11 protein-coding genes and 1 pseudogene are annotated in these 12249 nt (G+C 58.1%); all 12 read right to left on the minus strand.

The window, feature by feature from the left end:
• Positions 1-376: 376 nt before the first annotated feature.
• The 12 genes and pseudogenes from AC07O1_RS20040 to AC07O1_RS20095 all read right to left on the minus strand — a co-directional run bounded on the left by AC07O1_RS20040 (position 377) and on the right by AC07O1_RS20095 (position 12223).
• Positions 377-733 (minus strand): copper-binding protein, encoded by a 357-nt coding sequence (locus tag AC07O1_RS20040; RefSeq protein ID WP_495089869.1) that lies wholly within the window; start codon positions 731-733, stop codon positions 377-379.
• Positions 730-3888 (minus strand): efflux RND transporter permease subunit, encoded by a 3159-nt coding sequence (locus AC07O1_RS20045; RefSeq protein WP_495089870.1) that lies wholly within the window; start codon positions 3886-3888, stop codon positions 730-732. Before AC07O1_RS20045 ends, AC07O1_RS20040 begins: the two co-directional genes overlap by 4 nt.
• The gene (locus tag AC07O1_RS20050; RefSeq protein WP_495089871.1) at positions 3885-5369 is read right to left on the minus strand and encodes an efflux RND transporter periplasmic adaptor subunit; all 1485 of its coding nucleotides are present in this window, start codon (positions 5367-5369) and stop codon (positions 3885-3887) included. The genes AC07O1_RS20045 and AC07O1_RS20050 overlap by 4 nt, the downstream gene beginning before the upstream one ends.
• Positions 5366-6622 (minus strand): TolC family protein, encoded by a 1257-nt coding sequence (locus AC07O1_RS20055; protein ID WP_495089872.1) that lies wholly within the window; start codon positions 6620-6622, stop codon positions 5366-5368. Before AC07O1_RS20055 ends, AC07O1_RS20050 begins: the two co-directional genes overlap by 4 nt.
• 99 nt (positions 6623-6721) lie before the next feature.
• The gene (locus AC07O1_RS20060) at positions 6722-7063 is read right to left on the minus strand and encodes a hypothetical protein (RefSeq protein WP_495089873.1); all 342 of its coding nucleotides are present in this window, start codon (positions 7061-7063) and stop codon (positions 6722-6724) included.
• 237 nt (positions 7064-7300) lie between these two features.
• Positions 7301-7726: a TetR/AcrR family transcriptional regulator C-terminal domain-containing protein gene (locus tag AC07O1_RS20065; protein WP_495089874.1), complete on the minus strand. Its 426-nt coding sequence runs from the start codon at positions 7724-7726 to the stop codon at positions 7301-7303.
• 236 nt (positions 7727-7962) lie between these two features.
• A complete protein-coding gene (locus AC07O1_RS20070; RefSeq protein WP_495089875.1) occupies positions 7963-8445 on the minus strand; it encodes a nuclear transport factor 2 family protein in 483 nt (160 codons plus the stop codon).
• A 103-nt stretch (positions 8446-8548) separates the two neighbouring features.
• Positions 8549-9538 carry a quinone oxidoreductase family protein gene (locus tag AC07O1_RS20075; RefSeq protein ID WP_495089876.1) on the minus strand — a complete coding sequence of 330 codons (990 nt, stop codon included), beginning with the start codon at positions 9536-9538 and terminating at the stop codon, positions 8549-8551.
• A gap of 192 nt (positions 9539-9730) precedes the next feature.
• Positions 9731-10714 (minus strand): LysR family transcriptional regulator, encoded by a 984-nt coding sequence (locus AC07O1_RS20080; RefSeq protein ID WP_495089877.1) that lies wholly within the window; start codon positions 10712-10714, stop codon positions 9731-9733.
• 74 nt (positions 10715-10788) lie between these two features.
• Positions 10789-10974, minus strand: a pseudogene (locus tag AC07O1_RS20085) (IS110 family transposase); the annotation flags it as partial.
• 155 nt (positions 10975-11129) lie between these two features.
• Complete coding sequence (locus AC07O1_RS20090) at positions 11130-12005, minus strand: DNA/RNA non-specific endonuclease (RefSeq protein WP_495089878.1); 876 nt, start codon at positions 12003-12005, stop codon at positions 11130-11132.
• A gap of 83 nt (positions 12006-12088) precedes the next feature.
• A complete protein-coding gene (locus AC07O1_RS20095; protein WP_495089879.1) occupies positions 12089-12223 on the minus strand; it encodes a hypothetical protein in 135 nt (44 codons plus the stop codon).
• Positions 12224-12249: the final 26 nt, after the last annotated feature.

Below are 12249 nucleotides of genomic sequence, written 5' to 3' on the forward strand. Positions count from 1 at the left end.
GCAGGTATCGGTTTTTCTTATCGGGTGATGCAGACAGGGGGGTTCGGGTCGTGGCAAAGCGCACGAATTGATATCTGTAAGACTTACCGAAGGTTGCGATCTTTTGATCCTGAAAACGTGAAAAAGCCCAAGCACTTGAAAGCGCCAAGGCTTTTTGTCTAACAGACCAGGTAGTCAATGCTCAATCGAATGCTCGTTTCTGAATTTCGCGACCGACTGCTTGGGTCGATTCTGTTGCAAGCGACTTTTTCAACAGGATCGGCCAAAAGCTGCCATTCAGGCTTCATTAAAATGAAGCACTGGTTTCGTGAGCAACAGAATCTACTGGCCGTAACCGACGCGACAACGCGTGCCGGCTACGTTCACCATCGCTATTTCATTTTTTAATGGAAACAATCGTGGCTCCGCCACCCTCTACACGAAATGAAAACGACACACGATCTCCGGTCTTCAGCCCTGTGAGCTGATCTTCCGTTGCGGAAAAGGCCATCGTCATAGCGGGCCATTGCACGGCCGGAACGGCTCCGTGGGCTATGGTCACAGTATGTTTCGCGGTATCGACCGCCTTGATCGTGCCTTCTGCTTTGGCTACGGGAGCCTGCCTGGTCTCCTGCTTCATCTGCATGCCTTCCATGGGTGTAGCGTCCATTTTCATACCCTGCATGTCCTCTGCCTGGGCGGAAAGAGACAGTGCGACAACGGTGCTTGCAACAGCGATCAGGGTCAGTTTCATACGACCTTTCCTTGAAGGTTAGTGAGTACAACAGGGAGGTGCCGACGGCGCATCAAGCGGTAGGCTGCCGGAATGACAAACAGGGACAACAAGGGTGCGGTGACCATGCCGCCGACCATGGGCGCGGCGATGCGACTCATCACTTCGCTACCGGTGCCGCTGCCCAAGAGAATCGGCAACAGACCAGCGATGATCACCGCCACCGTCATGGCCTTGGGTCGAACGCGTTGCACGGCGCCTTCACGAATCGCAGCGACCAGCCCGCGTTCGGTGCTGTCACCGGTGTCTTCGCGCTCGGCCCAGGCGTTCTTCAGGTAGAGCAGCATGATCACGCCGAATTCGGCCGATACACCGGCCAGCGCGATAAAGCCGACCCCGGTGGCCACCGACAAGTTGTACCCCAACAGATACAGAAACCATGCGCCACCGGTGAGAGCGAATGGCAGCGTGGCCATGATCAGCAAAGCCTCATCGAAACGGGCGAAGGTCAGGTAGAGCAGCACGAAGATGATCAGCAACGTGGCCGGTACCACCAGTTTGAGCCGGGCGTTGGCCCGTTCGAGAAACTCGAACTGCCCGGAGTAACTCAAGCTCATGCCTGGCTGCAACTTGACCTGCTCACTGACGACCCGGCGCAGGTCGGCGACCACGGAGGCAATATCCCGGCCACGCACGTCGATATACACCCACCCGGAAGGCCGGGCGTTCTCGCTCTTGAGCATCGGCGGACCGTCACTGACCTTGACCTTCGCCACCATGCCGAGGGTGATCTGACTCCCTGATGGGGTGTAGATCGGTAATTGCTCCAGGGCGCCGAGCGAATCACGCCATTCACGCGGATATCGCACATTGATTGGGAAGCGGGCGAGCCCTTCAATGGTCTCCCCGATGTTTTCACCGCCGATAGCACCGGCGACGATCGACTGCACATCGGTGATATTCAACCCATAGCGAGCAGCGGCCTTGCGGTCGATATCGACGTCGATATAGCGGCCACCGGTCAGGCGCTCGGCCAGGGCCGAACTGACCCCAGGCACGTCCTTGGCCACACGCTCGACGGCCTGAGTGGCGGCATCGATCTCTGTCAGGTTGCTACCGGCAATCTTCACCCCGATCGGGCTCTTGATGCCAGTGGCAAGCATGTCGATGCGATTGCGGATCGGCGGGATCCAGATATTGGTCAGTCCTGGTACACGGACCACCCGATCCAGTTCCTCCACCAACTTCTCCTGGGTCAGGCCGGGTCGCCATTGCTCGTGCGGTTTGAACTCAATGGTGGTTTCGAACATCTCCAGTGGTGCCGGGTCAGTAGCAGTTTCAGCGCGGCCGGCTTTACCAAAGACATGTTCGACCTCTGGCACGGTCTTGATCAGCCGGTCGGTCTGTTGCAGAAGTTGCGCGGCCTTCTGCGCCGATAACCCCGGTAAAGCTGATGGCATATAGAGCAGGTCCCCTTCATCCAGTGGAGGAAGAAACTCACCACCCAACTGTGACATCGGCCATACCGCGCTGAGAAACACCAGCAGTGCGACCAGCATGGTGATTTTTGGCCGACGCAGCACCGCGTCCAAGGCTGGCTGGTAGAGCCTGATCAACCAACGGTTCAGCGGATTCTGTTCCTCATTGGGAATCCGCCCACGAATCCAATAACCCATCAATACCGGCACCAGGGTCACCGACAGTCCGGCCGCCGCCGCCATGGCATAAGTCTTGGTGAACGCCAGCGGGCCGAACAGCCGGCCCTCTTGCGCCTCCAGAGTGAACACCGGGATGAACGACAGGGTGATGATCAACAGGCAGAAGAACAGTGCCGGACCTACCTCGGCCGCGGCTTCGGTCATCACGTGCCAGTGATGTTCACCCTTGAGCTCCTCCCCTGGATGGGCTGCGTGCCAGGCCTCGATCTTCTTGTGAGCGTTCTCGATCATCACCACCGCGGCGTCGACCATGGCACCGATGGCAATGGCAATCCCGCCCAGGGACATGATGTTGGCGTTGATTCCCTGGTAGCGCATGACGATGAAGGCCATCAGCACCCCGACCGGTAGCGAGATAATGGCCACCAGGGAGGAGCGCATATGCCAAAGAAATATCCCGCAGACCAGGGCGACGACGATGAACTCTTCGAGCAGCTTGTGGCTGAGGTTTTCCACGGCACGGTCGATCAGCTTGCTGCGATCGTAGGTGGTGACGATTTCCACCCCGGCCGGCAGGCTTTTCTTCAACTCGTCGAGCTTGGTTTTGACTGCTGCGATGGTCTCGCGGGCGTTTTTGCCGCTGCGCAGAATCACCACGCCGCCGACGGTTTCACCCTCACCGTCGAGTTCGCTGATGCCACGACGCATTTCCGGCCCCAGTTGGATCGTGGCCACATCTCCCAGGGTGACCGGCACGCCACCCGCACCGAGCCTGAGTGGAATCGCGCGAAAGTCATTCAGGGTCTTCAGGTAACCGGAAGCGCGCACCATGAACTCGGTCTCTGCCATCTCCAGCACCGCACCACCGGTTTCCTGATTGGCCTTGCCAATCGCCTCGGTCACCTGCGCCTGAGTGATACCCAGGCTGGCGAGTTTGAGTGGGTCGAGCTGCACCTGGTACTGCTTGACCATCCCGCCCACGGTGGCCACTTCCGCCACATTGGGCAGAGTCTTGAGTTCAAACTTGAGAAACCAGTCCTGAAGAGCGCGTAATTGCGCCAGATCATGCCCACCGGTGCGATCCACCAGGGCGTACTGATAGATCCAGCCCACCCCGGTGGCATCCGGCCCCAAGGCAGGTTTGGCGCCCGCGGGCAGGCGGCTTTGTATCTGGCTCAGGTATTCCAACACCCGCGAGCGAGCCCAATACATATCGGTACCGTTTTCGAACAGCACGTACACGAAACTGTCGCCGAAGAAAGAATAACCGCGCACGGTCTTGGCGCCAGGCACTGACAGCATGGTGGTCGCCAACGGATAGGTCACCTGGTTCTCGACGATTTGCGGCGCTTGACCTGGATACGGCGTGCGGATGATCACCTGCACATCAGAGAGGTCTGGCAGCGCGTCGATGGGCGTGCTCTGCACCGACCAGACGCCCCAGCCGGTGACGAACAGTGTGGCCAGCAATACCAGGAATCGGTTGGCCACTGACCAGCGAATCAGGGACGCGATCATGGCTGGTCCCCTAGTTTTTCCAGACGCTCAACGCGCAAACCATCATCGGTTTGACTGACGGAGATACGAACCTTGTCGCCCGCCTTGAGTCCCTGCATGAGCGCAGGGGCCGCCAATGGGAAGGTCATGGTCATGCCAGGCATGCCCAATGTTTTGAAGGGACCGTGGGCAAGCGTCACATCTTTGCTATTGATCTGCAGGACTTGTCCCTGCGACTCATGAAGGGCGGAGGCGGTGCCTGGAAGTGCTGGCATTTCCAGCGCGCTTGCGACGATGCCCTTGAGGCTGGCCTCGGAGTCGAGCAGGAACTGACCTGAGCTGACCACCTGTTGACCTTCTTGCAAGCCTTTCAATACCGCCGTCTTACCGTCGTATTCCTGCCCGAGTTGCACCTCCACCGGACGATAGCGACCCGCGTCTTCGGCGAGCATTACCAGCGTGCGCCGGCCAGTGCGGATGACCGCTTCGCTGGGCACCCATAACACACTTTGCCCGGTCTTCTGGCTCAGGCGCACCTGCGCCGATAATCCGGGTCTGAGACGCCCATCAGGGTTGGGCAGTTCGACGCGTACGCGAACGGTGCGGCTGTCCATATTCGTTTCGGGCAGAATCGCACTGACGGTGCCGTTGAGTACTGTCCCCGGGAAGGCCGGAAGGCGTGCTTCTACCGTCTGGTCGATGACGATCGATCCGGTCTCCGACTCTGGAACGGCCACCGCTAGCCAGACGCTGCTCAAGCCATTGACGCGAGCCAGCGTCTCGCCGGCCGACACGGTCATGCCCGTACGGACATCCAACTCTTGCAGCACACCACTGATGGGGTTGGTGAGGGTCAGGTTCGGCTGAATCTTGCCGCTGCGTTCTACCTGGGTAATCAGCGCTGCCGGCATCCCCGTCAGGCGCAGCCGTTGGCGGGCCGCTGCCATCAAGTCGGCATCGCCATTACGTTTAAGTGCGAGGAATTCTTCCTGGGCTGCGGCCCATTCCGGTACCAGGATATCCGCCAATGGTGCATTGGCTTTGAGCACATCGCCGGGAGCACGGGCATAAACCCGCTCGACAAAACCGGCAGTACGCGCCTGGATCACGGCGACATCCCGCTCGTTGAACGTCAGCACGCCGACAACATCCAGGCTGGAAGCGAGGGCGCCACGAGTGACTGTGGCCAGACGCAGGCCGAGGTTCTGGGTCAGACTGGGGTCAATGCTAATAGCCGCGCTGTTTGTTGCCGCGTCGGCGTATTGCGGTACCAGCTGCATATCCATGAAGGGCGACTTGCCCGGTTTGTCGAACTTCTGCTGCGGGTACATCGGGTCGTACCAATACAGCACCTTGCGTTCGCCTTGCATTGTGGAACCTTGTTCGGCTGCTGCCCCGGGCATTGTGCTCATGCGCTGCTGAGCAAACCAGTAGCCGCCGGCAACACCCAGGGCGATCGACAAGCCAGTCAACAAAGCCCCTTTCCAGATTCGAGCGCTCATTGGCTGGTTTCCTCGTAATTGAAATACAAACGTGCGTTGGTCAGGGCTCGCTGTTCTTCGACATCGATCTGTTTGAGGCGGGCCTCTATGAGTTCACGTCGGGCAGCGATGACCGGCGCCAGATCACCTTTGCCGGCGCGGTAGCTGGCCATGGTCAGCCCTACCTTTTCCTTGGCCAAAGGCACCAGACTTTCCTGACTGCGGCGCACGGCACGATTCAGGCGTTCGTATTCGGCCAGATCCTCCTCCAGTTGTTGGGTATGCTCACGCACCATGGCTTCACGCTCAGCCTCCAATTGATTCAATTCAGCGTGTTTGGCGGCGATTTTTGGATTTTGTCGGGAGCCGGGAAACAGTGGCAGGTCGAACGAGAACTGCACGCTGACCATGTCCCCGAACTGACGGTCACGGTGTTGGTAATCGAGTTCCCAACTCCAGTCGGATTGTTTTTCCGCCTCGGCTTCACGGACTTTGGCTTGCGCCTCACGGGTCATCGGTTCGAAGGCCGCCAGTGCGGGGTGATGTTGCAGCTTATGGGAGTAGCCTGTGGTCTCGACGGGCCATTGCGGCAAACTGCCGGTTGGCGGGTCGTTGGCCGCCGGGCCAATCCAGCGCTTGAGTGCAGCTCGAGCTTGCGCACGCATACGGATCAGGTCGTCCTGTTGATCCGCTAACTGCGCAGCCTCCTGTTTCGGCGTGACCGCATCCGCAGGCTGAGCCCGACCACCGGCAATCTGTGCCCGAACGGTATCGGTCAACAGACGATTTTCTTTGTAAAAGTCCTGGAACAGCGCCTCTTTACGCTCGACGGAATAGCTTCTGATCCAGGCCAATGCCGTGGCCTGTCGGACATTCAGACGCTCGACTCGACCTTCGGCCGCGGCTCGGTCAACGGCCGCATCGGCCACCTCAATACGTGCTTTGCGTTTGTCGCGGTTGGGCACTTCCTGCATGACCCCAACCATCTGCATGGTCATGGAGTCCTGGTCAATGCTCCAGCGGTCGGGGCCGCCAATGGGATAGTTCTGCACGCCGAGCTTTAACTTCGGGTCAGGCAGTTCGCCAGCTGGAATGGCAGCACTGCTAGCAGCTTGCAGTTTGGCGTCTTGGGCCGTCAGCGACGGCGCATTGTTTTCGGCCAGCCGCAATGCTTCATCGAGTGTCAGTGGGGCTGCGAGGCTCGGCAATGCCAGTACGCTTGCCGCCAGGCCGGCCACGAGGGACCAACCTGAGCAATAGCACTTGGAGTTCATGTTCACGATTCCTGTGATGATCCACTGCGCGCGTCATGAGAGATGCGCACAGATATGCCATCCCGCTGAAGCGGAATGAGGCTCAGTGAGGTACAGGAATCAAGCGCGGGGCGGTCGCCATACCCCTGAAGGGGTTTGCACTGGCAGGAAATCGCTGGAGAAGGAAAGTACGACAGGGCTGGTTAATGTGACTGGGGGCTTGATGATCGAGACTTGCAGCATGCCGCCAGTCTTGCACTCCTGGCCCGGCTTGCAGGGTTTGCCGTGATCGGAGGGGCTTTTCATGTCGTGGCAGCAGTCCATCCCCATATCGTCCATCATCGCCATGCCCATCGTCTTCATTGGGCAAGGCTCTGTCGGTGCCTGAACGCCCGCCATCCCGCTGAGGGGAAGCGCCAGGCTAATCAGGAATATGAGGCAAAACCGCAGGTAGCGTTTCATGGGCTGGAGTGTAGTCGTTGAGAATGGCTCTTACAATTGGACACGTGTCATCAGCAGCCTGCCGCAAGCCCCTGACCCGGGCGATAACACCGAACCTGAATTAAGCCAGCATTATCAGTACGAAGTAGAAGTTAATAGCGATGGAGGCTTGTTTTGTGTGGAGCAGGACGCTGGACTGGTTTCGGCGGAACCTGGCTTAGGGTTCAAAGCGTCACGCAAAACGAGAACATGCGGCGGTCAGTGAGCAGCGGCACCCAGCAGGAACATCTCTACCGCTCGATTGACCCATTCCCTGATCTGCTCGATTTCCAGAGGCTGCGAGGCGGGTTGATAAAGCCGTACTTGTACCTCAGCGGTCAGCAGCACCAGGAACTGCGCTGCTTTTACCTCAGGGGCAGACTGGCGTAGCTCACCACGGGCCATGGCGTCGCGCATCCAGCTTGACAATACCGCATTACAATCGCTTGGCCCGGCCTCGTAGAACAGCATGCCGATATTGGAGCGCCCTGCCTCGGCCATGACCGTCCGGTAAACCGCCAGTGCGCTGCTCTCGTTGGTCAACACCAATAACATGCGCTCGCCAAAGCGCGTCAGCGCCTGCTCGAGCGTGACGTTATCCCGGTCATGGGCGGATAGTTGCGCCACCGCCTCTGATAAATGCACGGTGGCGACTGATCGAACGGCTTCTACAAACAACTCTTCTATCACACCCTGGTTATGCCCCCCCCCCCGTTGGGCCCTCTCGCGGAGTACGGATTGTGCGCAGTAGTCAGTGCCGGGGGATTTATTTCAAGAACCTCCCTCAGTCAACCTTATTCGAGGTTCTTTAGCTCAGGTGTGAACGGGTGAAAAGAGTGCAGACATGTCAATCACCAAATAACAAAGGCAGCATGGAGGGGTCAGGACGGCAGCACGAGGCCATTGCCAGGTTCACCACCAGCGATGTCGGGCTTTGGCCAGATGACGTCCAGGCGTGTGCGGCTGATCAGCCATTGACCATCGACCCGGCGGTACTCGTCGGCATAGATGCCCATGAGTATCAGTGGGTTTACCTCGACGGCTCGTTCGGTCGCCAAGAACTGCATGTGGCAGCGTCCCTCGGCGTGTTTTTCGTCCAGTAGTTCAACCCACTGGTTGGAAACCAGGTGAACGAACGGGTAGGCGCCGCGCTGTTCGACGTCGTACTCGGCGAAGGCTATGGACAGGCCGGCGTGGATCTCTTCACGACCTCTCCAGCAGCCTCGATCCACTTGGAGAATGCCATCTTCGGTGAACAGCCTGGTGAGCAAGTCGATCCGGCCACTGTCCAAATGGTGGCAGTAGAGGACTCGTAGATTTCTGATGGCTTCCAGCGAAATCAGTTGGTTCAGTTCGGTGTTCATGGGCGCCTCTGGGAGATAACTCAAGGTGTAGCGCCAGCCTCATGATTGAGTAGGCGCTGCCGCGTCGTTTGCACATCTTTACTGGCGGGTGATCCGTAATCGGCTAAACGCGCATCACCACAGCACCGGTCGTGCGTCGCTCTTCAAGATCCTGGTGCGCTTGCACGACCTGTTCGAACGCATAGACGTGGCTCGGATCGACTTTGAGGATGCCCGATTGAATGGCCCCCAGCAGGTCGGCGGCAGCCATTTTGAAATCCTCCACTGACGAGGTGTAGTGCGACAGGATCGCCCACGTCAGGTACAGTGCTTTTGGCATCAGCAAGAAAGGGTCGAACGGTTCCGGGAAACCAGACGCCTTGCCAAACTGCACCAGCGTACCGCGTGGTTTGAGTACGGCCAGTGAGCCGAGAAAGGTGTCCTTGCCCACGGAATCGAATACCGCGTTCACACCTACGCCGCCAGTCAGCTCGAGAACACGGGCAACGAAGTCTTCCGTGGTGTAGTTGATGACCTCATCGCAACCCGCATCGCGCGCGACTTGAGCCTTGCGGTCAGTGGACACCGTGCCGAACACGCGCAGCCCCAATGACTTGGCCCACTGCACGAAGATCTGCCCAACGCCGCCAGCGGCCGCGTGGTAAAGAATGGTGTCGCCCGGCTTGAGTGCCACGACTTCTTTCACCAGATAACGCGCGGTCAGGCCCTTGAGAAAACTGGCTGCAGCCTGCTCGTCGGTGACGCCTTCGGGGATGAGCATCACCCGATCGGCCAGGTGCAGCTTTTTGCTGGCATAGGCGCCGAAGTTGACATGGCTATCGCCATAAATCACTCGGTCTCCGACCTTGACCGAGGTGACATTGCGGCCAACGGCTTCGACGATCCCAGCGGCCTCATCACCGACAATCATAGGGAACTGCGGTACAGGCAGCGTGCCACGACGGAAGTAGACGTCAACGAAATTCACGCCGATTACGGTGTTGCGCACCAGTACTTGATCGTCACCCGGTTCGGCAATCTCGATCTCTTCAAACTTCAGGGCTTCTGGGGCACCGTATCCGTGGATAACGGCGGCTTTGGCGGTAACTGGCATGATCATGTTCCTCAGTAGGGTTACGAGCTAACCCGATTTAAAGAGGTACAGTTTCAGGTGTTTTTGGAGGGACGATAAGCCGGTGAAAATCGATATCACCTTTCGCGATTTGCGAGAAATAAAACCAGTTTTGATGGTGAGAAAAAGTACCGAGCAAATGGAAATGGAATCCACGGACTGGAATGAGCCGGGCTACGCAAACCCTGCCAATTCCCGCGCGAGAAAGTCGAGGAACGCGGTGACCCGACGACTCGCCACACCTTCAGCGGTAACGGCATACAGGTTAGCCTCATCGGGAAGAAACCCCTCCAGGGCAGTCGACAGCACACCGGCTTGCAGGTCTTTGCGGATAGTCCATAACGGACTAATGACAATGCCGTAGCCTTTGATGGCCCACTGTCGGAGCACTCCGCCATTGTTGGCCATCCGATTCCCCGACACCTTCACCCTGAGCCGTTTACCGCCCTCGGTAAATGACCAGGTTGAAAATGAGCGGTCTGGCCACGAGATCACCAGGCAGTTGTGATGCGCCAAATCCTGAGGGCAAGTCGGTTTGCCATGAGCGGCCCAATAGGCCGGAGCCGCAGAAATCACTCGACGTCCTGAAACCAGTAGTCGAGCCCTGAGCGAAGAATCGGACAATGGGCCGTGACGTAGCGCAAAGTCCAGATGGTTCTGAACCAGATCAAGCACGCCTTCGGCCAATAGCAGGTCGAAACGAATGCCGGGATGCAACTCCAAAAACCTGTCGATCAAGGGAGCAACCACTTCGCTGCCAAAATCCTGAGTGGTCGTGAAGCGGATGAGTCCTGTCAACGGCCCCTCTTTGACGCCCTCAAGTGTGGAGTCCCACACGGCCAATATCTTTCTTGCCTCAGACAGGAATTGTCGGCCCTCGTGAGTGAAGCTCAGTCGCCGAGTGGACCTCGTGATCAGCCGCACCCCTGCGCTCTGCTCCAACTGCTGCAAGGCAACACTGACTGTCGAGGTTGCCAGCGAATATTGGCGTGCTGCACCACTCAGACTGCCGGCTTCATCGATACTGACAAAGATTCGCAGCGCGTCGATCGTGTCCATATTTCGCGAATCCAGAATAATGGGTGGCCGGAGCGGTTCGCTCTGTTTCGCCGGGGTCGAAAAGTATTTCATCACACGTGGCATCGCGAACGCGACCACTCTCGGCTGTGCTCGCCGTGGATGAACCTTCATTCAGGGATAAAAACGATGAATCAGAAAGACTCATCGCGGCTCGCCAACTTGCGGGCGCCGCCGCAATACTCCATCACCACTGTGCAAGCCGGTAATTGAGCCAATGTGCAGAGCAATTGGCCGCGGCTGGTTTTCTTGCGCAATACCTGGTGGCCTTTAGCGTCCTGGCCATGCCGGTGGAAACTGTGTTTGCCGATGTCGATACCGAGAAGCGTCACCGCGTTCATGGGAGATCCTCCGTCCGAAAACGAGAAAAGCCCTGCAAGCGTAAACCTGCAGGGCTTCTCGGTCAGGCTGATCATCTCATTAAACCCGGACGGTGCCGGGTTTTATGTGGGCATGGGGATTCAACACTCCCGCCAGGGACGTGGACGCTCGAAGATCAAGAGCGAACCACTGAACCGGAGACCGGTAGATTTTCCAGCAGCTTGAGTCCCGTGGTCTTCACGAACGTCTCATAGTCCATCGGCTTCTCAATGCGGGTTTCCGCGTTCGGTAGCACATAGGCCCAGGCCCGCTTGGACGAAACGTCGTAGACCAGCTTGAACAGGCGGGTAGGTACCCAGACCTTGTTGTCGCCAACAGTGGTATGGCCAGCGTCAAAGAGCGGGCCGGTAAAGACATAGACATTGCCATCGGCTCGCATCGCGAACTTTCTGACATCAGATTCGACCTTGCTCCAGATCTTCCGGTTATTGGTTGGGTCTTGCGGCACCATGTTCGAAAGCGCAAAGGTCTGGGCCATTGCATGCGGATTCGGTGCATCTGCCGCCGGGGACTGATGGCCACGATCCACTGCCGGATGTTGGCCACGGTAGTCGCTCAACTCTGCCCGCCCGCTCTTGGGAATGCGTGGGTCCGGATAGAACTGATTGGTGCGTTCCTCACCCTTGGCATCCTTTAGCTGGGCTGAATTGAGGCGCTCCACCACAACCAGCGGAGTCTTGCTGGTTTGCGAGTACAGCACCGCAAAGTCGTCGGAACACAGCGCCAAGGGCTTCATCGTTGCAGGCACGCTAGCCAAGTCGATCGGCCTGGCTGCCGGGAACAGGTCTGCACACCCATCAAACGATGCCTGTTTCTGTTTGCTTGAATAGAGGTCAATCGCCACGTTCTGGCTGATTGAGCCAGAGCGGTACCCTTGCTCCTCATGCTGGCTGGACGGTTTGATGAAGTCCAGCAGGTTGCGAGCTTCAGCCGCACCCGTCGAGAACAAAACAAGGGCCGACAGCCCCACTGCAATTTTGCGTAGGTTCATGCTTAAAATCTTTGAATTGGATTGAGGGGGGATACTTACGGTAAAGCCCCGTATCACAGGGCTTTAGTTGGAGCGGTTTCTGGTTATGCTGCGGCGAGCATGTTTTCAATATCCTTGATCACACCACCGATGCGGGCTCGGTCAGCCCCGAACACGAAGCTCTGTACGTTGATCCCGACCATTCTAAAAATCCGCGCCAGGGTTTCAACTTTAATCATGCTGATGATGGCATGAGCGGGGTTCT

Source organism: Pseudomonas sp. GW821-FHT07G10 (assembly GCF_059418545.1).

Excerpts from the sequence above, each read along its gene's own strand:
- AC07O1_RS20040 (WP_495089869.1), bottom strand. The coding sequence starts at position 733 with ATGAAACTGACCCTGATCGCTGTTGCAAGCACCGTTGTCGCACTGTCT.
- AC07O1_RS20045 (WP_495089870.1), bottom strand. The coding sequence starts at position 3,888 with ATGATCGCGTCCCTGATTCGCTGGTCAGTGGCCAACCGATTCCTGGTA.
- AC07O1_RS20050 (WP_495089871.1), bottom strand. The coding sequence starts at position 5,369 with ATGAGCGCTCGAATCTGGAAAGGGGCTTTGTTGACTGGCTTGTCGATC.
- AC07O1_RS20055 (WP_495089872.1), bottom strand. The coding sequence starts at position 6,622 with ATGAACTCCAAGTGCTATTGCTCAGGTTGGTCCCTCGTGGCCGGCCTG.
- AC07O1_RS20060 (WP_495089873.1), bottom strand. The coding sequence starts at position 7,063 with ATGAAACGCTACCTGCGGTTTTGCCTCATATTCCTGATTAGCCTGGCG.
- AC07O1_RS20070 (WP_495089875.1), bottom strand. The coding sequence starts at position 8,445 with ATGAACACCGAACTGAACCAACTGATTTCGCTGGAAGCCATCAGAAAT.
- AC07O1_RS20075 (WP_495089876.1), bottom strand. The coding sequence starts at position 9,538 with ATGCCAGTTACCGCCAAAGCCGCCGTTATCCACGGATACGGTGCCCCA.
- AC07O1_RS20090 (WP_495089878.1), bottom strand. The coding sequence starts at position 12,005 with ATGAACCTACGCAAAATTGCAGTGGGGCTGTCGGCCCTTGTTTTGTTC.
- AC07O1_RS20095 (WP_495089879.1), bottom strand. The coding sequence starts at position 12,223 with ATGATTAAAGTTGAAACCCTGGCGCGGATTTTTAGAATGGTCGGGATC.